Annotated in this window: 21 protein-coding genes; 4 read left to right on the plus strand and 17 right to left on the minus strand. The window is 75.4% G+C overall.

Annotated elements, in window-relative coordinates; translation table 11 throughout:
- Window positions 1–35 precede the first annotated feature (35 nt).
- Window positions 36–401: a VOC family protein gene (locus tag BJZ21_RS01235; RefSeq protein WP_179662093.1), complete on the minus strand. Its 366-nt coding sequence runs from the start codon at window positions 399–401 to the stop codon at window positions 36–38.
- A gap of 135 nt (window positions 402–536) precedes the next feature.
- Here BJZ21_RS01235 and BJZ21_RS01240 point away from each other — a divergent pair, with 135 nt between their 5' ends.
- Window positions 537–944 carry a spore germination protein GerW family protein gene (locus tag BJZ21_RS01240; RefSeq protein WP_179662094.1) on the plus strand — a complete coding sequence of 136 codons (408 nt, stop codon included), beginning with the start codon at window positions 537–539 and terminating at the stop codon, window positions 942–944.
- Window positions 945–1006: 62 nt separating this feature from the next.
- Here the strand turns inward: BJZ21_RS01240 and BJZ21_RS01245 are convergent, their stop codons facing one another.
- The 12 genes from BJZ21_RS01245 to BJZ21_RS01300 form a co-directional block, all read right to left on the minus strand.
- Window positions 1007–1840, minus strand: a complete 834-nt coding sequence (locus BJZ21_RS01245) for an alpha/beta fold hydrolase (RefSeq protein WP_179662095.1) — start codon at window positions 1838–1840, stop codon at window positions 1007–1009.
- A gap of 105 nt (window positions 1841–1945) precedes the next feature.
- The gene (locus BJZ21_RS01250) at window positions 1946–2182 is read right to left on the minus strand and encodes a phosphopantetheine-binding protein (protein ID WP_179662096.1); all 237 of its coding nucleotides are present in this window, start codon (window positions 2180–2182) and stop codon (window positions 1946–1948) included.
- Window positions 2179–3570, minus strand: a complete 1392-nt coding sequence (locus BJZ21_RS01255) for a dihydrolipoamide acetyltransferase family protein (RefSeq protein WP_179662097.1) — start codon at window positions 3568–3570, stop codon at window positions 2179–2181. The genes BJZ21_RS01250 and BJZ21_RS01255 overlap by 4 nt, the downstream gene beginning before the upstream one ends.
- 4 nt (window positions 3571–3574) lie before the next feature.
- The gene (locus tag BJZ21_RS01260; protein WP_179662098.1) at window positions 3575–4579 is read right to left on the minus strand and encodes an alpha-ketoacid dehydrogenase subunit beta; all 1005 of its coding nucleotides are present in this window, start codon (window positions 4577–4579) and stop codon (window positions 3575–3577) included.
- Entirely contained in the window at window positions 4576–5595 is a 1020-nt protein-coding gene (pdhA, locus tag BJZ21_RS01265) for a pyruvate dehydrogenase (acetyl-transferring) E1 component subunit alpha (protein WP_179662099.1), read from the minus strand. The genes BJZ21_RS01260 and pdhA overlap by 4 nt, the downstream gene beginning before the upstream one ends.
- Window positions 5592–7325, minus strand: a complete 1734-nt coding sequence (gene acsA / locus BJZ21_RS01270) for an acetate--CoA ligase (RefSeq protein WP_179662100.1) — start codon at window positions 7323–7325, stop codon at window positions 5592–5594. Before acsA ends, pdhA begins: the two co-directional genes overlap by 4 nt.
- Before the next feature lie 60 nt (window positions 7326–7385).
- Window positions 7386–8708: a phosphoribosyltransferase family protein gene (locus tag BJZ21_RS01275; RefSeq protein WP_179662101.1), complete on the minus strand. Its 1323-nt coding sequence runs from the start codon at window positions 8706–8708 to the stop codon at window positions 7386–7388.
- A 251-nt stretch (window positions 8709–8959) separates the two neighbouring features.
- On the minus strand, window positions 8960–10582 hold the full coding sequence (locus BJZ21_RS01280; protein WP_179662102.1) for a sensor histidine kinase: 1623 nt from the start codon (window positions 10580–10582) through the stop codon (window positions 8960–8962).
- Window positions 10579–11310 carry a response regulator transcription factor gene (locus BJZ21_RS01285; RefSeq protein ID WP_343051894.1) on the minus strand — a complete coding sequence of 244 codons (732 nt, stop codon included), beginning with the start codon at window positions 11308–11310 and terminating at the stop codon, window positions 10579–10581. The genes BJZ21_RS01280 and BJZ21_RS01285 overlap by 4 nt, the downstream gene beginning before the upstream one ends.
- Window positions 11311–11380: 70 nt before the next feature.
- A complete protein-coding gene (locus BJZ21_RS01290; protein WP_179662103.1) occupies window positions 11381–12238 on the minus strand; it encodes a fructosamine kinase family protein in 858 nt (285 codons plus the stop codon).
- Window positions 12235–12783 carry a low molecular weight protein-tyrosine-phosphatase gene (locus tag BJZ21_RS01295; RefSeq protein ID WP_179662104.1) on the minus strand — a complete coding sequence of 183 codons (549 nt, stop codon included), beginning with the start codon at window positions 12781–12783 and terminating at the stop codon, window positions 12235–12237. The genes BJZ21_RS01290 and BJZ21_RS01295 overlap by 4 nt, the downstream gene beginning before the upstream one ends.
- Window positions 12784–12790: 7 nt before the next feature.
- The gene (locus BJZ21_RS01300; RefSeq protein ID WP_179662105.1) at window positions 12791–13171 is read right to left on the minus strand and encodes a phage holin family protein; all 381 of its coding nucleotides are present in this window, start codon (window positions 13169–13171) and stop codon (window positions 12791–12793) included.
- A gap of 269 nt (window positions 13172–13440) precedes the next feature.
- Between BJZ21_RS01300 and BJZ21_RS01305 the strand changes: the two genes are divergently transcribed.
- Both BJZ21_RS01305 and hisC read left to right on the plus strand, forming a co-directional pair.
- Window positions 13441–14001, plus strand: a complete 561-nt coding sequence (locus tag BJZ21_RS01305) for a VanZ family protein (RefSeq protein ID WP_179662106.1) — start codon at window positions 13441–13443, stop codon at window positions 13999–14001.
- A gap of 35 nt (window positions 14002–14036) precedes the next feature.
- Complete coding sequence (gene hisC / locus BJZ21_RS01310) at window positions 14037–15116, plus strand: histidinol-phosphate transaminase (RefSeq protein WP_179662107.1); 1080 nt, start codon at window positions 14037–14039, stop codon at window positions 15114–15116.
- Window positions 15117–15198: 82 nt separating this feature from the next.
- Here hisC and BJZ21_RS01315 read toward each other — a convergent pair whose 3' ends face one another.
- The 3 genes from BJZ21_RS01315 to BJZ21_RS01325 are packed head-to-tail and all read right to left on the minus strand — an operon-like array spanning window position 15199 to window position 17957.
- Complete coding sequence (locus tag BJZ21_RS01315; RefSeq protein WP_179662108.1) at window positions 15199–16539, minus strand: MFS transporter; 1341 nt, start codon at window positions 16537–16539, stop codon at window positions 15199–15201.
- Window positions 16536–17171, minus strand: a complete 636-nt coding sequence (locus BJZ21_RS01320) for a helix-turn-helix domain-containing protein (protein WP_179662109.1) — start codon at window positions 17169–17171, stop codon at window positions 16536–16538. The genes BJZ21_RS01315 and BJZ21_RS01320 overlap by 4 nt, the downstream gene beginning before the upstream one ends.
- Before the next feature lie 54 nt (window positions 17172–17225).
- Window positions 17226–17957, minus strand: a complete 732-nt coding sequence (locus BJZ21_RS01325) for an SRPBCC family protein (protein ID WP_179662110.1) — start codon at window positions 17955–17957, stop codon at window positions 17226–17228.
- A 71-nt stretch (window positions 17958–18028) separates the two neighbouring features.
- Here BJZ21_RS01325 and BJZ21_RS01330 point away from each other — a divergent pair, with 71 nt between their 5' ends.
- Window positions 18029–19009: a glutathione S-transferase family protein gene (locus tag BJZ21_RS01330; RefSeq protein ID WP_179662111.1), complete on the plus strand. Its 981-nt coding sequence runs from the start codon at window positions 18029–18031 to the stop codon at window positions 19007–19009.
- Here the strand turns inward: BJZ21_RS01330 and BJZ21_RS01335 are convergent.
- Window positions 19006–19977, minus strand: a complete 972-nt coding sequence (locus BJZ21_RS01335; RefSeq protein ID WP_179662112.1) for a helix-turn-helix transcriptional regulator — start codon at window positions 19975–19977, stop codon at window positions 19006–19008. The two genes, BJZ21_RS01330 and BJZ21_RS01335, sit on opposite strands and share 4 nt — an antisense overlap.
- Window positions 19978–20003: the final 26 nt, after the last annotated feature.

Consider the following 20003-nt stretch of genomic DNA (forward strand, 5'->3'; position numbering starts at 1 on the left):
CCGGTGGTGTCCGAACGTTCGACCACCACCCGGGGTCACTCCAGCGGCACCGCCCAGCCCGGCCGGGTGACCAGGCAGAACGGGTGGCCGGCCGGGTCGGCGTACACGTCCCCCGCCAGGTGCGTCGCGCCCAGCGCCAGCACCTCCGGGCCGGCCGCCGCGGGGTCCTCGACCATCACGTCGAGATGGGCCTGCTGGGGCACCGCCGGGGAGGGCCAGGTGGGCCGACGGTGGTCGGGCGCGAGCTGGAAGGCCAGGCCGGAGGCGCGGTCGGAGGCGGCCACGACCACCCAGTCGTCGCTGTCGTAGGTGACCGGCTGGTCGAGCAGCGCCGACCAGAACCGGGCCAGCGCCCGGGGGTCGGGGCAGTCCAGGACGAGGTGGTGGAGGCGTGCGCGCATGCACCGATGCTCTCAGCGGGGCGGCGATCCGGTGGTCCGACCTGTCGTCAGTTGGCCCTCGGTCGGCCGTCGGTTGGCAGCAGCGGGGACCTCCGGCCCTGTCTGCTCCCGCGGCGCCGGTCGCAGCGTGGAGCCATGAGCCTTGCGGACGTGGTCAGCACAGCCCGGGACGCCCTGACGGTGAAGCGGGTGTTCGGGGAGCCCTACGAGAAGGACGGCACCACCGTCATCCCGGCCGCGAACGTGACCGGCGGCGCCGGGGGCGGCACCGGTCACGACGAGAAGGGCCAGGAGGGCGAGGGCGGCGGGTTCGGCCTGAGCGGGCGCCCCGCCGGGGTTTACGTCGTCCGCGAGGGCCGGGTCAGCTGGCGGCCCGCGGTCGACCCGAACCGGGTCGTGACCGTCCTCGGCCTGGTGCTCGTCGCCTTCCTGCTCAGCCGGCCGCGGCTGGTCCGGGCCCGGGCGGCGGTCGGCAAGTGGGAGATGCTCGCCGCACGCCGGGCCGCCCGGCGCGCGACCGGCGCCGGCCACGAGGACGCCTGACCCGACCGACCTCACGGCCGACCCCCCGCCGACCTCCCGGGCCGACACCCGGATCGAGCCGCTCAGGACGCCTGCGTCTCCTCGTCCTCGGCCACCCCGAGCACGTTGGTGATCACCTCGGCGAACCGGTTCGGGTCGGCCAGCAGCCAGCTGTGGTTGCCGGGCACGGTGACCACCTCGGGTCCGCCCAGGGCGATGACCAGCGACTCCGCGCACGCCCAGGGGATCACGGTGTCGTCCCGGCCCCAGACGATCACGATCGGCAGGCCGCGGCCCTTGAGCTCCTCGAGCTCCTCGGACAGGTTGGCGTCGCGGGCCAGCCGGCCCACCCGCCACAGCGTGCCGGGGTGCAGCAGGAAGTTCGGCACGGCGTCGGCCGCGATCACCGGCATCACCCGGGTGAAGGAGCGCACCGAGATCGCGTGCGCGGCCAGGTGCAGGCCCCAGTCCCACACCGGCCGGTCGGACATCAGGACCGGCAGCTCGCCCCGGCGGGCCCAGACCGACCCGCCGATCGAGTTGATCAGCACCAGCTGGCCCACGAGCTCCGGGTGGTCGTGGGCGGTCCGCAGCGCCACCCCGCCGCCGAAGGAGTGCCCGGCCAGGGTGACCGGCTCCTCGGTCCCGAGCTCGCGCAGGAACGCCGCCACCCACGCGGCGTACCCCTCCAGGCTGAACGCCGCGGCGGGGAGTGCGGCGGTGCCGCCGAACCCCGGCAGCGCCGGTGCGACCACCCGCACCCCGCGCCCGACGAGACGCTCGAGCCCGTGCCGGTAGGTGCGGTGGGAGAGCCCCCAACCGTGCAGGAACACCACGGTGGGTCCGCTGCCCGCGACGCCGTACGACGTGTCACGTCCGTCGACCAGGAGGTGCCTCCAGGTAATGCCGATGCTCATCTCGGCCTCCCGTTCCAGGAGCCGAGCCCTCCTGCCCCGAGTGTGTCGTGCCCCGCGAGCGGCGGGTGGGACCCAAGGTCACCAGATGCAGGTCCGGTGGACCCGTCAACCGGTCAGGAAGCCGAGACAGGAGTGCATGGTGCGCAGCGAGGGGTAGTCGTCCTCCTCGATCCGCCGTCCGGTCGAGCTGCTCAGCTGCTCGACGAAGGACAGGAAGTCCAGCGAGTCCAGCTCCAGCTCGGTGCGCAGCACCGCGTCGTCGCCGAGCGCCTCGAGGTCGGCGTCCGGGACGATCCGGAGCAGGGCGGTGCTGACGGCGGCGCGGGCGTCGTGCTCGTTCACAGGTCCTCCGGGTGCTGGAGCAGGTCGTCGACGGTGGCGAGGAACCGGCCGCCGGTGAAGCCGTCCGTGGCGCGGTGGTCGGCCGCGAGGGTGGCCACGGTCAGGGGGCGGACGCCGAGCAGCCCGTCGATCGCCCACGGCCGCTCCGCGACCCGGCCGAACCCGACCAGCGCCACCTGGGGCGGGTAGATCACCCCGTGCACGGACTCCACGCCCTGGTCGCCGAGGTTGGTGACGGTGAGGGTGGGGTCGCTGAGCTCGGCGCGGTGCAGTCGCCCGGCGCGCGCCCGGGTGACCAGGTCGCGCATGCCGGCCATCAGCGCCACCACGTCGAGCCGGTCGGCGTCGTGCAGTGCCGGCGCCACCAGCCCGCCGCCGCGCAGGGAGACCGCGACCCCGACGTGCACCCCGGCGCCCGGGCGGAACGCGTCGTCGACCCAGAACCCGTTGAGCTCGGGCACCCGGGCGGCCGCGAGCGCGGTCGCCTTGAGCAGCAGCGCCGCCGGCACCAGCCGCTCGGCCACGGGCAGGTCCCGGTTGCGCTCCCGCATCCAGGCCACCGCCCGGCCCAGGTCCACGGTGGCGGTCAGGTAGTAGTGCGGGATCTCCCGCTTCGAGCGGGCCATCACCGTGGCGATCTGGTGGCGCATCGCGGCCCGCCGGTCCTCGCCCGCCGCGGCCGGGACCCGCTCGGCGCCCGGAGCCGGCTCGGCGGCGGGAGCCGGCTCGCTCGGTGCGGCCGCAGCGGCGGCGCGCACGTCCGCGGCGCGCACGGGGCCGCGCCCGGTCGTCGGGACCCGCTGAAGGTCGACGCCCAGCTGGTCGGCCAGCGCGCGGGCGTACGGCGTGACCCGGCGCGGCGCCGGCTCCGGGTGGGCCGCGGCCCGGGACACGTCCGCGCGGGTGATCGCCCCGCCCCGCCCGGTGCCGGTGATCGTGGCGAGGTCGAGGCCGAGCCGTTCGGCCTCGCGGCGCACCGAGGGCGAGCTGACCCGCAGCCCCGGCGGCACCCTGCGGTGGGCGGGCTCGCGCCGCGCCGGATGCCCTGCCGGCCGCTCGCCCGGAGTCGCCACCGGAGCCTCGGCCGGGGCCGCCGGAGCCGGAGCCTCAGCCGGAGCCGGAACCGGGACCGGTTCCCCGGCGGCCGCCGTCTCGGGCTCCCCGAGCGTCGCCAGCACCGCGCCGACCGGGACCCGGGTGCCGGGCTCGACGACGAGCCGGTCCACGACCCCGTCGGCGAAGCTCTCCACCTCGACCGCGGCCTTGGAGGTGTCGACGACGGCCAGGATGTCGCCCTTGCGCACGGCGTCGCCGGGCTTGACCAGCCACTCCAGCAGCGTCCCCTCGTCCATGTCCGCGCCCAGCGACGGCATCGTGAAGTCGCTCATCGCCTCACTCCCAGGTCCGTCGGGCGGCCGCCGCGATGGTGTCCGGCTGCGGCAGCGCCGCCTCCTCGAGGTGCCGCGGGTAGGGCAGCGGCACCTCGGCGGTGCAGACCCGCTCCACCGGCGCGTCGAGCGCGAAGAAGGCCTGCTCGGTGATCCGGGCGCTGATCTCGGCGGCGAGGCTGCCGGTGCGCCAGCCCTCGTCGACCACGACCGCCCGGTGGGTGCGCCGCACCGAGGCCATCAGCGTCGCGTCGTCCAGCGGCCGCAGGGAGCGCAGGTCGACGACCTCGGCCGAGCGGCCCTCGGCGGCCAGCAGATCGGCCGCGGCCAGGGCCTTGGGCACGCAGCCGCCGTACGCCACGATCGTGACTGCGTCGCCGGCGCGCCGCACCGCCGCCCGCTCGAGCTCGACCGGCCCGTCGGGCAGCGGGCCCGAGGAGTTGTAGAGCGACCCGTGCTCGAAGATCAGCACCGGGTCGGGGTCCGCGAGCGCCGGGGCCAGCATCCCGCGGGCGTCGGCGACCGTCGCCGGGGCGAGCACCCGCAGGCCGGGGATGCTGGCGTACCACCCCTCCAGGCTGTGCGAGTGCTGGGCGGCCAGCTGCCGCCCGGCGCCGGTGGTCATCCGGATCACCAGCGGCACGTTGAACTGCCCCCCGGACATGTGCAGCAGCGAGGCGGCGTTGTTGAGGATCTGGTCCAGCGCGAGCAGGCTGAAGTTGACCGTCATCACCTCGACGATCGGCCGCATGCCGTTGAGCGCGGCCCCGATCCCGGCGCCGACGAACCCCGACTCCGACAGCGGGGTGTCCCGGATCCGGTCCGGCCCGAACTCCTCGAGCAGCCCCAGGCTCACCGCGAAGCTGCCGCCGTAGCTGCCGACGTCCTCGCCCATCAAGAACACCCGCTCGTCGGCGCGCATCGCCTCCCGGATGGCCTCGCGCATCGCCTCGCGGTAGGTCGTGGTCGCGCCCGTGGTGGGGGCCGCGGTGGCGGCGGGGGCGCTCATGCCAGGCCGTCCGCGGCCACGCCGCCGGGGCTGGTGACGAAGCGGGTGAGCTCGTCGACCGGCTCCAGCGGTCCCTCCTCCGCGGTGGCCACCGCCTCCGCGAGCAGGTCGGCCACCTCCTTCTCGAGGTCGGCGAGCGCGTCGTCGTCGAGCTGGTCCTCGGCCCGCATCCGCTCCTGGAGTGCCGGGATCGGGTCGTGGGCGCGCCAGGCGGCGATCTCGTCCTTGGTGCGGTAGCGGTCGGGGTCGTACATCGAGTGCGCCCGGAACCGGTAGGTCCGCAGCTCCAGGAACACCGGCGCCCCGCCGCCGCGCACCTCCTCGGTGGCCCGGGTGGCGGCCTCCTCGACCGCGAGCACGTCCATGCCGTCGACCGCCCACGCGGTCATGCCGTACGACGAGGCCCGCAGCGCCAGGTCGGTCTGGGCGTGCTCCTTGGCGAGCGCGGTGCCCATCGCGTAGCGGTTGTTCTCGCAGCAGAACAGCACCGGCAGCCGCCAGAGCGCGGCGAGGTTCATCGCCTCGTGGAACTCGCCCTCGGCCACCGCCCCGTCGCCGAAGAAGCAGGCGGTGACCGGGTCCGAGCCGCCGGTGGTCGAGCCCCGCATCCGGTCGGCCAGCGCCAGCCCGATCGCCAGCGGGATCCCGCCGGCCACCACGGCGTTGCCGCCGAGGAAGCGGGTGCCGGCGTCGAAGAGGTGCATCGATCCGCCGCGGCCGCGGCTGCACCCGGTGCTGCGGCCGAACATCTCGGCCATGATCGCCGCGACCGGTACCCCGCGGGCCAGCGCGTGTCCGTGCTCGCGGTAGGTCGAGACGACCGCGTCCTCGGGCCGCAGCGTCGACATCACCCCGGTGGCGACCGCCTCCTCCCCGACGTAGAGGTGCAGGAAGCCCCGGATCCGGGTGGCGCTGTAGAGCTCGGCGCAGACCTCCTCGAACCGGCGGATCAGCAGCATCGTGCGCAGCAGCTGCCTCCGGTGGGTGGCGGTGACGCGCTCCTCCAGCAGGCTCATGACGGGCGCTCCAGCGTGGACAGGTCGCCCTCGGGCAGACCGAGCTCGCGGGCCTTGAGCAGCCGGCGCATCACCTTGCCGCTGCTGGTGTGCGGCAGGTGCTGGTCGAAGTCGATCTCCTTGGGCGCCAGCCCGCCGAGCCGGTGCCGCCCGAAGGCCAGCAGGTCCAGCCGCAGGTCCTCGGAGGGCTCGAACCCCGGCCGCAGCGTCACGAACGCCTTGACCAGCTCGCCGGCGACCGGGTCCGGCTTGCCGATCACCCCCGCCTCGACCACCGCCGGGTGCTCCATCAGCACGGTCTCGACCTCGAACGGCCCGATCAGGTGGCCGGCGGACTTGATCACGTCGTCGGCGCGCCCGACGAACCAGAACCAGCCGTCCTCGTCGACCCGGGCGAGGTCGCCGCTGAGGTACCACCCGCCGGCGAAGCAGGAGCGGTAGCGCTCCTCCTCGCCCAGGTAGCCGCGGAACATCGAGGGCCACCCGGGGCGCAGCGCGAGCTCGCCGGTGACGCCGGGCCCGGCGACGGTGGTGCGGCCGTCGCTGACCAGCGCCCGCCCGTCCTCGCCGCGCACCAGCACCGCGGCCTCGACGCCCGGCACCGGCCGGCCCATCGAGCCGGGCCGGATCTCCATGCCCGGGTAGTTGCTGACCATGATCGCGCCGGTCTCGGTCTGCCACCAGTTGTCGTGCACCGGCAGCCCGTAGGTGTCGCGGGCCCACAGCACGACCTCGGGGTTGAGCGCCTCGCCGACGCTGGCGATGTGCCGCAGCGACGACAGGTCGTGCGCGCGCGCCGGCGCGGCGCCGTACTTCACGAGCATCCGCAGCGCGGTCGGCGCGGTGTACCAGACGTCGACCCGCTGCTCCTCCAGCAGCCCGTACCACGCCCGCGGGTCGAACTCGCCGGCGTAGGTCACCACCGTGCAGCGGTGGGTGAGCGGCGCGACGATGCCGTACGACGTGCCGGTCACCCAGCCGGGATCGGCGGTGCACCAGAACACGTCACCGGCCTGCAGGTCCAGCGCGAACCGGGCCGTGGCGTGGTGCGCGACCACCGCCTCGTGCACGTGCACCGCCCCCTTCGGGCGGCCGGTGGTGCCGCTGGTGAAGTGCAGCAGGGCCGGCTCCTCGGGCCGGGTCGGCGCGATCTCCAGGTCGTCGGTCACCAGCGCCATCGCGGCGGTCAGGCTGCCGGCGCGCTCGTCGGGCGGCTCGCCGGTCACCAGCACGTGCGCGAGGTCGGGCAGGTCGCCGAGCAGGCCGGCGCCCTTGCGGCGGTAGAGCGAGGGGGTGGTGATCAGCACCCGGGCGCCGCTGAGGAGCAGCCGCTGCCGGATCGGCTCGGGGCCGAAGGAGGAGAACAGCGGCGCGAACACCGCGCCGGCCTTCAGCGTGCCCAGCGCCGCGACGTACTGCTCGGGCTGGCGGCCCAGTAGCGTCACCACCCGGTCGCCGCGCCGGATCCCGAGCTCGTCGAGCACCCGGGCGAACCGGTTGGTCTCGCGGCGCAGCAGGTCGTAGCTCAGCGACGCCACGGTGCCGTCCTCCTCGACGCAGCGCAGCGCGACCTGGTCGCCGTGGCCGGCCAGCACGTGGCGGTCGACCGCCTCGTGGGCGATGTTGAGCCCCCGGCCGCCGGGCAGGCCGGACAGCTCGCGCCGGGCCTGCTCCCAGCTGAAGCCGCGGCGGAGCTCGTCGTACGTCGGACGGGTGCTCAGGTGGGACACGGCGGCTCCTCGGGCTCGGTGCTCACGGCTGGGGGCTCACGGCTGGGTGCTCACGGGGCGTCAACCGGCGGCGGTGCCGTGCCGGTCGCCGGGGGCGAGGTGGGCGAGGAACCAGTCGCGCGCGAGGACCGCGACCTGCTCGAGGGTGCCGGGCTCCTCGAAGAGGTGGGTGGCCCCGGGCACCACGACCAGGCTCGCGTCGGGCAGCTGCCGCTGGGCGAGCCGGTTGAGCCGGAGCACCTCGGTGTCCCGGCCACCGACGAGGAGCAGCGTCGGGGTGTGCACCCGGGGGAGCTGCTCGGCCAGGTCGGGGCGGCCGCCGCGCGAGACGACGGCCGAGACCCGGAGCAGCGGGTCGCCGGCCGCGGTGAGCGCCGCGGCGGCGCCGGTGCTGGCGCCGAAGAGCCCCAGCGGCAGCTGCGTGCAGCCCGGCTGCTGCCGCAGCCAGCGGCAGGCGCCGGCGAGCCGGTCGGCCAGGAAGCCGATGTCGAAGACCAGCCGGCGGTCGCCGTCCTCGCGGGCGGTGAGCAGGTCCATCAGCAGGGTGCCCAGGCCGGCGGCGCCCAGCACCTGTGCCACCTGCTGGTTGCGCGGGCTGAGCCGGCTGCTGCCGCTGCCGTGCGCGAACGCCACGATCCCGACCGGGTCGGGCGGCAGGTCGAGCAGGCCCGCGAGCGGACGGTCCGCGCCGGTGACCGGGATCGCGACGTCCCGGCGCCGGGTCTGCTCGCGCACGGTCGCCGCGCTGGGCCAGGTGGCCGCCTGCAGCAGCGCGGTGACCTCGGCGTCGCTGGTCTGCCCGAAGTGGCGGTAGGCCTGGCCCACCGCCCAGAACTCCGCCGGCTGGTCCAGGCAGACGACCTCGTCGGCGATCTGGCTCAGCGCCGTCACGGCCTGGTGGGCGGCGACCGGCACCGCGAGCACGACCCGGGCGGCGCCGTGTGCGCGGGCCACCTGGCAGGCGGCGCGCGCGGTGGCCCCGGTGGCGATGCCGTCGTCGACGACCAGCGCGATCCGGCCCGAGAGCGGCTGGCGGGGCGCCACGCCGCGCCACCGACGGACCTGCTCCTCGAGCTCGGCGGCTCCCCGCCGTTGCAGGGCGTCGAGCTCGGCGGGGCCGAGGCGGGCCGCGGCGACCACGTCGGGATTGACCACCACCACGCCGTCCTCGCCGACCGCGCCCGCCGCGAGCTCCGGCTGGAAGGGCACGCCGAGCTTGCGCACGCATAGCACGTCCAGCGGGGCGCGCAGCGCCCGGGCCACCTCGAACGCGACCGGCACGCCGCCGCGGGGCAGGCCCAGCACCACGACGTCGGCGCCACGATGCCGCTCGAGCGCGCGCGCCAGCCGGCGACCGGCGTCCTCGCGGTCCTCGAACATCATGGGGCCACGCTGCGCGGGCCCCCACGCGGTCGGTAGGGACGTTGGGCCCGCCGAGGGTCACCTGCGCCGGCGGCCCCGCCGCCCCGCCACCCCGCCACGTTTGGACGGCCCGGGCCGTCGGTGGGAGCGCCGAGTCGGCGCATGTTGACGCCCGGGCGCGCGGGCTGCGGGTCAACATCCGCCGACTCGGGGTGCGGGGTGCGTCAACCTGCGCCGACTCGGCGTGCGGGGGGCGTGCCGGGCGGGCTGCGTCAGCGGGGGCGGGCGGCGATCGGCACGGTCTGCTCGTCGTACGACGGGTGGCGCGGCGCGGGCCGGCCCGGGAGCCAGAGGGTGAGCCGGGCTCCGCCGGCGGGGGACGCGCCGGCCGCCACCGAGCCGGCGTGCCGCGAGGCGACCGCCCGGACGATGGAGAGGCCGAGCCCGGAGCCGGGCATCGACCGGGACTCCTGGGAGCGGTAGAAGCGGTCGAAGACGTGCGGCAGGTCGGCGTCGGCGATGCCGGGGCCGGCGTCGTCGACGGTGAGCACGCCGTGGTCGAGGCTGACCGTGACCGTGCCGCCCGCGGGGCTCCACTTCGCGGCGTTGTCGAGCAGGTTGGTCACCGCGCGCTCCAGGGCCGCGGGCTCGCCCTCGACCCACCACGGGCTGGTGCGCACCTCGAAGGTGACGCCGGGAGCGCGGCGGCGGACCCGGCCGACCGCGCGGTCGGCGACCTCGGAGAGGTCCACCTCCTCCACGACGTGGGTGAGCGGCTCGTCCCGGGCGAGCTCGACGAGGTCGCCGATCAGCGTGGTCAGCTCCTCGATCTGGGCGCGGACGTCGTCGAGCAGCTCGGCCCGGGCCTGCGGCGGCAGCGCCGGCCCGCCGGCTCCGCCCGGGGCGGCGGAGTCGTCGATCTGGGCCAGCAGGTCCAGGTTGGTGCGCAGCGAGGTCAGCGGGGTGCGCAGCTCGTGGCCGGCGTCGACCACCAGCTGGCGCTGCCGGTCGCGGGAGGCGGCCAGCGCGGTGAGCATCATGTTGAACGCGGTGGCCAGCCGGGCGATCTCGTCGTCGCCCTCGACCGGCAGCGGGGTGAGGTCCTCGGTGCGGGCGATGTGCTCGACGGCGCCGGTGAGGCGGCGTACCGGTCTCAGGCCGTTGCGGGCCACACCCCAGCCGGCCATCGCGGCCGCGATCACCCCGGCCGCGCCGAAGAGCAGCATCACCCAGCCGAGCCGCTCGAGCACCCGCTGCTGGGAGTCCAGCGGCTGGGCGATCACCAGCGCCTGGCCGGGGACCGTGGTCGGCACCGCGACCATCCGGTAGTCCCGGCCGCCGGAGGAGACGGTGCGCAGGCTGGTGCCCGAGCGGCCGTTCGCGACGGCGAGCTCGGCGCTGCTGACCGGGAGCTTCGGGCCCTGGTCGAGCACGATGCCGTGGCCGCTGCTGTAGAGGAACCCGATCCGCACGTCGGAGGCGCCCAGCGCCCAGGACGGCAGCCGGTAGCTGTCGGTGATCTGCGCCAGCGCGTCCGAGCGCGCCGCGGACGTGGCCCGCTGGACCAGCGAGTCGTCGAGGGTCGACTGCAGCTGCATCCGCACGGTGACGTAGGCGCCGACCGCGACGAACGCGACCGCCAGGCCGACCGCGAAGGTCGTCAGCAGCGTCACCCGGCTGGCCAGCGAGCGCCGGTAGTGCCAGCGGCGCTCCTCGGCGGCCGGCGCCGCCGGGGCCGGGGCCGGAGGCGGGGTCGGCACCACCGGGGCCACCGGGCCGCCCGGGCCCTCCGGGCCGGCGGCCGCCGGGCCCGCCGCGGGCGGCGAGACGGGCGGGCGCGGGGGCGGGGGCGGGGTCGGGGGTGGGGGCCCGGGAGGCGGCGGCAGTGAGCTCATGACTCCTTCAGCACGTAGCCGACACCGCGCACGGTGTGGATCAGTCGAGGTTCGTCGGCGGCCTCGGTCTTGCGGCGCAGGTAGCCGACGTAGACCTCCAGCGAGTTCGCGGTGGTCGGGAAGTCGTAGCCCCAGACCTCCTCGAGGATGAACGAGCGCTCCAGCACCCGGCGCGGCCGGCGCAGGAACATCTCCAGCAGCGTGAACTCGGTGCGGGTCAGCTCGATCAGCCGGTCGCCGCGGAGCACCTCGCGGGTGCCGATGTCCATCCGCAGGTCGGCGAACGCGAGCACCTCGTCGGCGTCCTCTTCGGGCACCGACACGCGGCGCAGCAGCGCGCGCAGCCGGGCGAGCAGCTCCTGGAGCGCGAACGGCTTGGTGAGGTAGTCGTCGGCGCCGGCGTCGAGCCCCTCGACCCGGTCGCCGACCGCGTCGCGGGCGGTGAGCACCAGGATCGGCACGTCGTTGCCGGCGGTGCGCAGCGCCTTGGTGGTCTCGATGCCGTCCAGGCGCGGCATCATCACGTCCATCACGACCACGTCGGGGGCGCCGGTCCCGGCGGCGGCCAGCCCGGCCAGCGCCTCGGCGCCGTCGGAGGCGAGCGTGACGTCGTACCCGTTGAACTCCAGCGAGCGGCGCAGCGACTCCCGCACCGCCTTGTCGTCGTCCACGACGAGGACGCGGGGCCGGGGCAGGCTTCCCGGGCTGGACGAGGCGCTGGTGGTCACGACCCCACTGTGCCAGCCCAGGCTGAACCGTGTCTGAGAACGCGGCGCCGGCCGTGTCCTCCCGGAAGTCCTACAGGAACCGGCGCGCCGCCTGGGCGGCCCGGGCGCCGTACCCGCCGCCGAACAGGCAGGCGTGCACCAGCAGCGGGTGCAGCTGGTGCAGCGGCGTGCGGTCCTGCCAGCCGTCGGCGAGCGGGGCGGTCTCGGCGTAGGCCTCGAGCGCGCGGGGCAGCTGCGGCAGCCCGAACAGCGCCAGCATCGCCAGGTCGGTCTCCCGGTGCCCGCCGTGGGCGGCGGGGTCGATGACGTGGGCCGCGCCGTCCCCGCCCCAGAGCACGTTGCCGTTCCACAGGTCCCCGTGCAGCCGGGCCGGCCCCTCCTCCGGCACCAGGTCCGGGAGCCGGCGGGCGACCGCCTCGATCACGCCGGCGTCCTCGGGCTCGAGGTGGCCGCGGTCGCGGGCCAGCTTGAGGTAGGGCAGCACCCGCCGGGTCGCGTAGAACTCCGCCCACGTGCCGGCCGGCCGGTTGGGCAGCGGCAGCGTGCCGATCCAGCCGTCCCGGTCCAGGCCGTACGACGGGGCGCCGGCCGCGTGGGTGCGGGCCAGCGCGCGGCCGAAGGCGCTGGCGGCGTCGGGGGTGGTCCGGCCGGGCTCGACCCACGCCAGGATCAGGCACTCGTGGTCGACCGCGAGCACCTCGGGCACGGCCAGTCCGTCGGCCTCGGCCAGCCAGCGCAGTCCGCGCGCCTCGCTCTCGAAGAAGTCCTCGGGCGGGTGCGGCAGCGTCTTCATCAGCGCGCTGCTGCCGTTGGACAGCCGCAGCCGCGTGGCGGTGGCGACGTCGCCGCCGGCCACCGGGGCCGTGGCCACCACCGCGGCGCCGAGAAGCTCCTCGGCGCGGCGGGCGACCAGCGGCAGCCGGGTCACCTCGACCTGCTCCCCGGCGGGTCGGCCCGGTGCCCGGCCAGCACGAGGGCCAGCCGGTCCACCAGGGACGCGGCGGTGCGCTCGACCATGGTGAGCACCTCCTCGAAGCCGTCGGACCCACCGTAGTACGGGTCCGGCACCTCGCCGCCGGGTTCCTGCGGATCGAAGTCGCGGAACAGCCGCACCCGCTCCCGCCGGCCGCTGACCGGGTCGGCGAGGTCGGCGAGGTCGGCGAGGTTCTGGCGGTCCATGGCCAGCGCCAGGTCCAGCTCGTCGAGCCAGGCCGGCTCGAACCGGCGGGCCCGGTGCCGGCTCGCGTCGTACCCGGCGTGGGTCAGCGTCGCGGCGGCCCGGTCGTCCATCGGGTTCCCGACGTGCCAGCCGCCGGTGCCCGAGCTGGTGAGCGTCACCCGGTCGGCGAGGCCGGCCTCGGCGACGCGCTCGGCCAGCACCACGTGGGCCATCGGCGAGCGGCAGATGTTGCCCAGGCAGACCAGCGCGATCCGGTACTCGCCGGGCGTGCGGGGCGGGGGCAGGTCGGCCATCACGCGCTCACCGGTCGGCACCGAGCAGGCCGTCCATCACCCAGCCGACGATCGTGATCACGACCGCCCCGCCCAGCGCCGGCCAGAACCCGTCGACGTGGAAGCCGATGCCCAGAGCTCCGGCCAGCCACGCGGTCAGCCCCAGCATCGCGGCGTTGATCACGAGCAGGAACAGCCCGAGCGTGAGGATGATGAACGGGATCGACAGGATCTGCAGCACCGGCTTCACGAACGAGCTGACCGCGCCGAGGATCACCGCCACCACCAGCAGCGGCACCACCTTGCCGGACAGGTCGCCGTGCCGCGGCGCGAACCAGATGCCCTCGAAGAGCCAGGCCGCGACGGCCAGCGCGACGGCGGTGCTGATCAACCACGAGACGAAACGCACGGGGCCCACCCTAGAGCCGCACGTCGAGTTGGGCCCCCACCGTGTTGAGTTGGGCCCCCCGCCGTGTTGAGTTGGGCCCGCCGCCGCGTCGAGTTGGGCCCGCTGCCGGGTCGAGTTGGGCCCGCTGCCGGGTCGAGTTGGGCCCGCTGCCGGGTCGAGTTGGGCCCGCCGCCGTGTTGATTTGGGCCCCCCGCCGGCGCGAGCCCCGGCCGCGCCGCGCTCGGTGCGCCGGAAGGGCCGGTTCGACGTCACGGGTTAGCCTCCCCGTCGTGGTTCCGGTCGGTGGCGTGGGCGTGATGCTGCTCGGCATCGCGCTCTCCGGCGTGGTCTGCCTGCTGCTCGCGCTCGGGCTGCGGCGACGGCTGGGGACGGTGACGGCGTTCGCCCTCGCGGGGTTCCTGTGGTCGCTGGTGGTCATCGCGTGCGTGACGCTGGTCCCGGCCAACGGCGCGCCCGGGATCGTGTACGCCGACCAGCGCCAGCCGGGCTGCTCGTGGGACATCGGCGGCCCGGCCCCCGACGGCTTCTGGATCATCGCCAGCGGCCAGCGGGCGCTCAACACCGCGCTGTTCGTGCCGTCCGGCGCGCTGCTGGTGGTGGCGGCCGCGCGGTGGCGGGCGGCCCGGTGGCTGGTGCCCGCGGGCCTGGTGATGCTGGCCGCCTACTCCGCCGGGATCGAGCTGACCCAGCTGGTGCTGGCCCGGCTGGACCGCGCCTGCGACGTCACCGACGTCGTCGACAACGTCACCGGGGCGGCGCTCGGCGTCGCCGCCGGCCTGGTGCTCGCGCTGGTGCTGCGCCCGTGGCGGGCGCGGTCGCGCCGCTGGTGACACCGCCGGTGACCCGCACCACTAACCTGCTGCGCATGAGCACCGAGCAGACCCCGACTCCCCGCCCGAACATCGGCGCGATCCCGCCGTACGTCGCAGGGAAGCCGCCGACGGTCCGCCCGGGGATGGTGTCCTACAAGCTCTCCTCGAACGAGAACCCCTACCCGCCGCTGCCCGGCGTGGTCGAGGCCGTGCAGCAGGCCGTGGGCTCGATGAACCGCTACCCCGACATGGGGTCCGCCTCGCTCTACCAGGCCCTCTCGGACCGGCTCGGCGTGCCGGTCGACGACCTGTCGCTGGCCACCGGCTCGGTCGGGCTGATCTACCAGCTCGTGCAGGCCTTCTGCGAGCCCGGCGACGAGGTCGTCTACGCGTGGCGCTCGTTCGAGGCCTACCCGATCGCGGTCACCGCGGCGGCCGCGACCTCGGTGAAGGTGCCGGTGCTCCCCGACGGCCGCCACGACCTCGACGCGATGGCCGCGGCGGTCACCGACCGGACCCGGATCGTGCTGGTCTGCACGCCGAACAACCCCACCGGTCCGGCGGTCACCCGGGCCGAGCTCGACGCGTTCCTGGCCAAGGTGCCCCCGCGGGTGCTGGTCGTGGTCGACGAGGCCTACCTGGAGTTCGTCCGGATGGCCGACCCGGTCGACGGGCTCGCGACGTACCGCCGGCACCGCAACGTGGTGCTGACCCGCACGTTCTCCAAGGCCTACGGGCTGGCCGGCTTCCGGGTCGGGTACGCCGTGGCGCCGGAGCCGATCGCGGGCGCGTTGCGGGCGGTCTCGCTGCCGTTCGGCGTCTCCACGGTCGCCCAGGTCGCGGCGATCGCCTCGCTCGAGCGCGAGGCCGAGCTGCTCGAGCGGGTCGAGGCGCTGGTCGCCGAGCGCACCCGGGTGGTCGACGGCCTGCGCGCGGCCGGCTGGGACGTGCCGGAGGCGCAGGGCAACTTCGTGTGGTTCGACCTCGGGGAGCGGACCCTGGACTTCGCGGCCGCCGCCGACGAGCTCGGCATCGTGGTCCGCCCGTTCGCCGGCGAGGGGGTCCGGGTCTCGATCGGTGAGGACGAGGCCAACGACCGGCTGCTCAAGCTGGCCCAGGAGTTCCCGCGCTGAGGGGCTGCGGGAGTCCCCGGCCAGCCGGGGAAACTCGCGCTTGAGGGCCGTTGCAACGCCCATCAAGCGAGGGAATCCCCGGTCAGCCGGGTACTCCTGCAGCCGCCGGGTCCCCCGGCTCGACCGGCTCGGCCGGCACGGCCGGGCGCCGGTCCATCTCCCGCCAGCGCGGGTCCAGGGCGGGCAGCATGGTGACCGCGAAGTACGCCGCGCCGCAGGCCAGGAGCGCCACCGTGAGGCCCCAGGTGCTGACCAGCACGCCGCCGAGCAGGCCACCGAAGGGCATCAGCGCGAAGCACATCGCGGTGGACAGCGAGGTCACCCGGCCCATCAGCGCGGAGGGGATCCGCTCGAAGATCACCGCGCCGAGCACCGGGTTGATGAAGCCGCCGGTGACGCCGGCGACCACCGCGACCGCCAGCACCGCCCACAGCGGGGAGCCGTGCACGAGCACGACGAAGCGGGGCGCGCCCCCGATCAGGAACGCGAACAGGTAGGTCTTGAATCGCGGCAGTCGCGTCCCCCACGCCGCCGCCATCAGCGCACCGCAGACGGACGCGCCGCTGAAGACCGCGAACAGCAGGCCGATCGCGCCGGCGCCGCCACCGCTCTCCTTCGCCCACACCGGCACCAGCAGGCTGGCGTAGGCCAGGTCGAGCAGGTTGGTCAGCGCCACCATCACCGCGATGCCGATCAGGACGCGGTCACCGCGCAGGAACTGCCAGCCCTCGCGGAGCTGGGTGAGGTAGCCCGCCGGGGTCTCGACGGCGTCGTCCGCGACCACCGGGCCCGGGACCGGCCGGCTCGCGTCCGGCCGGCCCGGGACCGGCCGGCCCGCGTCCGACCGGCTCGGCAGCGGGCGGGTCGCCCAGGCGAGCACGAGCGCGGAGAGCCCGAAGCTGATCGCGTCGACCACCAGCGCGTCGGCCGGGCCGATGAGCGCCACCAGCCCGCCGGCGAAGGCCGCCCCGAGCATCGAGGCGGTCCGCTCCACGGTGGCGGACAGGCCGGTGGCCCGCTCCATCGGCACCGCCGCCTGCTCGACCAGGTGCGGGACCAGGGCGGTCTTCGCCCCGTCACCGGGGCCGCGGAGGGCGCCGGCGAGGGCGACCAGCAGCAGGAACACCGGGAAGCTCAGCCAGCCGACGGCGTACAGCGCCGGGATGGCGCTGACCGCGACCAGGCTGGCGACGTCGCAGCCGATGCTGACCCGCCGGGCCCCGAGCCGGTCGATGATCGGTCCGCCGAGGACCTTGAGGATGACCAGCGGCGTCATCTCCGCGAACGCCACGAGGCCGGTCTCGGTGGCGCTGCCGGTCGTGGTCAGCACGAACCACGGCAGCGCGATCATCGAGACCCGGGTGCCCACGAGCGAGACGCCCTGGGCGGTGAGGAACCCGTAGAGGGGCTTGCGGGTGCTCATCGACGCTCTCCTTCAGTGATGCTCGCGGCCTCGGTGGAGGTCTCGGGTCCGGTGGTGGTCGGGGGTTCGGTGGGGAGGGTGCCGGGGCGCGGGAACGCGTGGATGACCAGCGCGACATCGGCGACCTCGTCCTCGTCCTCGTCGGCCTCCTCCCACCCGCGGACCAGGTCGAAGAGGACCGCGATCAGCTCCTCGGTGCGCCGCGGCGTGAGCCGGAGGCCGAAGTCGCTCAGCGTCGAGGCCGCGCGCCACCCCTCGGACAGCCGGCCGCGCTCCTCCATGGCCCGCTGCAGCCAGGCGGTGTGCTCGATCGCGACGGCCTGCTGGAAGGCGTCGAGGGCCTCGCGCCCGGACTCGTCCAGGTCGTTCCGGTCGATCCGCGTGGACTCGTGCGCGGCCTTCCACCACCGGTCCCGGGCGTTGCCGCGCCCGGCGTCCTCGACCACGAAGCCGTGCTGGGCCAGCTGGCGCAGGTGGTACGACGTGGCGCCGGTGTTCAGGCCGAGCTCGCGGGCCAGCGTGGTGGCCGTGGCCGGCCCCTCCTGCCGCAGCCGGCCCAGCATCCGCAGCCGCGCGGGGTGGGTCAGCGCCTTGAGCTGGCTGGGCGTCGGGGTGATCGAGGTGAGGTCCACGCCCTCACGATAAACCGCAAAGAACTGTTTGCAAAGAGGTCTTTGCTAACTGGTCTAGAGGCGTGCGGCGGCCGCCTCCGCGTGCGCCTTGATCCCCAGCAGCATCCGGCGCTCCATCAGCGCGTGCGGCAGCTCCAGCCCGAGGTAGTAGGCCAGCGCCCGCGGCTCCCGGTCCACGTGGGAGCGCGCGACCAGCCGGCACGAGCCGTCCCGGTCGGGCTGCACGAGGTAGGCGCCCCAGCCCTCGATGACCAGCGCGCGGGGCGGGTCGACCTCGGCGAGGCGGGTGGCGACCCCGGGGAACAGCGTGAGCGGGTCGCCGACGCGGGCGTCCTGCCACTCGGGGTGCACCCGGGTCGCGGTGTGCAGCCGGCAGCCGGCGAGGTTCTCCAGCCAGTCGTAGGAGTAGAACCCGGCCTTGTCCTGGCCGATCTGCACCAGCCAGCGCCACACCTCCTCGGCGGGCGCGTCGACGCGCACCGCGCGGGTGGCGACGCTCAGCGGCCGCCGGTCGGCGTCCCCTGGGTAGCGGGTCGCGCGCTCCGCCGGCGTGCTGCCCCAGTGCTGCAACCACGGCCGGACCAGGCCGGCGTAGACCCACGGCAGCGCCAGCGCCGCCGCGGTCACGGCCCACGCCGTACGCCGGGCCGGGGCGCCGCGGGCCCGGTCCGGCCAGCGTCGTACGGCGGCCACCGGGGCGACGAGCGCGGCCGCGGCCAGCACCAGCGGGCCGCCGGAGACGACCGTGAAGGCGCGGGCCAGGGACAGCGGGCCGGGGGTGCTCATGGACCGAGCCCATCGCGGTGCCGGGCGAAGCTCACAGAGTCGGACGTCCTCGGAGGGGGTAGGAGAGGGACATGAGCGAGGAGAAGCCGACCTTCATCACCGCGGGCGAGGAGTTCGACCGGGACATGACCTACATCCCGGACCGGATCACCCACGAGGCGCGCAAGCCCGAGCACGGACCGGTCGAGGGCGAGCTGTGGCCGGTCGAGCCGGGCCGCTACCGGCTCGTCGCCGCCCCGGCCTGCCCCTGGGCCAACCGGTCGCTCATCGTGCGGGCGCTGCTCGGCCTGGAGGACGTCCTCTCGGTCGGGCTGCCGGCGCCCACGCACGGTCCGGCCAGCTGGAACTTCGACCTCGACCCCGGCGGGGTCGACCCGGTGCTCGGCATCCACGAGCTGCGCGAGGCCTACGACGCGCGGTTCCCGGACTATCCGCGAGGCATCACCGTCCCCGCGGTGGTGGAGGTCGCGTCCGGCCACGTCGTCACCAACGACTTCCCGTGGATCACCCACGACCTGTTCTTCGAGTGGCGCGACCACCACCGCCCCGACGCGCCCGACCTGTGGCCCGACGACCTCCGCGAGGAGATGGAGGAGGTGATGGACCGGGTCTTCACCGACGTCAACAACGGGGTCTATCGGTGCGGGTTCGCCGGCTCCCAGGCCGCCTACGAGCGCGCCTACGATCGGCTGTGGGCGGCGCTGGACTGGCTCGAGGAGCGGCTCACCGACCGGCGCTACCTGATGGGCGACCGGCTCACCGAGGCCGACGTACGCCTGTTCACGACGCTGGCCCGCTTCGACGCGGTCTACCACAGCCACTTCAAGTGCAACCGCAACAAGCTCAGCGAGATGCCGGCGCTGTGGGGCTATGCCCGGGACCTGTTCCAGACCCGCGGTTTCGGCGAGACGGTGGACTTCGAGCAGATCAAGCAGCACTACTACGTCGTGCAGAGCGACCTCAACCCCTCCGGGATAGTCCCGAAGGGGCCGGACCCCTCGGGGTGGGCGAGCCCGCACGGCCGGGAGCGACTCGGGCCGTCCGGGGCCTAGTCCCCGGTGCCCGCCGGCGGGCCCGCGGCGCGCGCGAGGTTGCGCCCGATCCGCGCCGCCGCCCGCTGCACCTCGGGCGGGCCGAGGATGCGGAACGACGTACGCAGCGCGCCGAGCTGGTGGGCGTACCACTCCGGGTCGTCGGTGGAGCCGACCAGCCGGGAGCGGCCGGCGTCGAGCGGCTCGACCCGGCCGAGGCTGCGGGGGACCCAGCAGCGCACGTCCTCGGCGGCCGCGTCGACGACGACCTCGACCCGGTGGGTCCAGCCGTCGGCGAGGTGGTCCTCGACGACCCGCAGCGCGTCGAGGCCCTCGGGCGGCGCGAACGTCGCGTCGAGCGCGTCGAGCGTGAGCACCCGGTCGACCCGGAGCACCCGCTGCTCCCCGCTGTCGTGGGACCAGCAGAGGAGGTACCACCGGCCGTGGCGGGTGACCACCGCCCAGGGGTCCACCTCCAGCGCCACCTCGCGACCCGAGCCGGTGCGGTAGCCGACGCGGAGCCGCCGGGCGGCGGCGCACTCCTCGGCGAGGCGCACCGTGGTCGCGGGGTCCGGGCTGGTGGACTCGTGGGCGCGCCGGCCGGCGCGGAGCGTGCGCAGCGCGTCGGCGGGGCCAGCGACCGGCGCGGGCAGGGCCCGGACGATCTTGGCCAGCGCGCTGCCGACCGGGGTGGCGGGGTCCCCGGCCGCGTGGTCGCCCTCGAGGACCGCCATCACGAGCGCCAGCGCCTCGGTGGTCGTGAACATCAGCGGCGGCACCCGGTGGCCGCGGCCGAGGCGGTAGCCGCCGTACCGACCGCGCTCGGACTCCACCGGCACCCCGGCCGCGCGCAGCACCGCGACGTAGCGGCGGGCGGCGCGGTCGGAGACGCCCAGCCGGCGGCCCAGCCGCTCCGCGGTGATGCCCGGGCTGCCCTGCAGCAGCTCGAGGCAGACCAGCGCGCGGGCGGTCGGATTGGCCTCGTCCATGGCCCCAGACTGCCACGTCAACCGGA

Origin of the sequence: Nocardioides panaciterrulae (genome assembly GCF_013409645.1) — a bacterium.
GTDB lineage: Bacteria > Actinomycetota > Actinomycetes > Propionibacteriales > Nocardioidaceae > Nocardioides > Nocardioides panaciterrulae.

Coding starts and splice junctions, on each gene's coding strand:
- BJZ21_RS01255 (WP_179662097.1), bottom strand. CDS start 3,570: ATGAGCGACTTCACGATGCCGTCGCTGGGCGCGGACATGGACGAGGGG.
- BJZ21_RS01330 (WP_179662111.1), top strand. CDS start 18,029: ATGAGCGAGGAGAAGCCGACCTTCATCACCGCGGGCGAGGAGTTCGAC.
- BJZ21_RS01275 (WP_179662101.1), bottom strand. CDS start 8,708: ATGATGTTCGAGGACCGCGAGGACGCCGGTCGCCGGCTGGCGCGCGCG.
- BJZ21_RS01315 (WP_179662108.1), bottom strand. CDS start 16,539: ATGAGCACCCGCAAGCCCCTCTACGGGTTCCTCACCGCCCAGGGCGTC.
- BJZ21_RS01295 (WP_179662104.1), bottom strand. CDS start 12,783: ATGGCCGACCTGCCCCCGCCCCGCACGCCCGGCGAGTACCGGATCGCG.
- BJZ21_RS01260 (WP_179662098.1), bottom strand. CDS start 4,579: ATGAGCGCCCCCGCCGCCACCGCGGCCCCCACCACGGGCGCGACCACG.
- BJZ21_RS01335 (WP_179662112.1), bottom strand. CDS start 19,977: ATGGACGAGGCCAATCCGACCGCCCGCGCGCTGGTCTGCCTCGAGCTG.
- pdhA (WP_179662099.1), bottom strand. CDS start 5,595: ATGAGCCTGCTGGAGGAGCGCGTCACCGCCACCCACCGGAGGCAGCTG.
- BJZ21_RS01280 (WP_179662102.1), bottom strand. CDS start 10,582: ATGAGCTCACTGCCGCCGCCTCCCGGGCCCCCACCCCCGACCCCGCCC.
- hisC (WP_179662107.1), top strand. CDS start 14,037: ATGAGCACCGAGCAGACCCCGACTCCCCGCCCGAACATCGGCGCGATC.
- BJZ21_RS01235 (WP_179662093.1), bottom strand. CDS start 401: ATGCGCGCACGCCTCCACCACCTCGTCCTGGACTGCCCCGACCCCCGG.
- BJZ21_RS01240 (WP_179662094.1), top strand. CDS start 537: ATGAGCCTTGCGGACGTGGTCAGCACAGCCCGGGACGCCCTGACGGTG.
- BJZ21_RS01245 (WP_179662095.1), bottom strand. CDS start 1,840: ATGAGCATCGGCATTACCTGGAGGCACCTCCTGGTCGACGGACGTGAC.
- BJZ21_RS01325 (WP_179662110.1), bottom strand. CDS start 17,957: ATGAGCACCCCCGGCCCGCTGTCCCTGGCCCGCGCCTTCACGGTCGTC.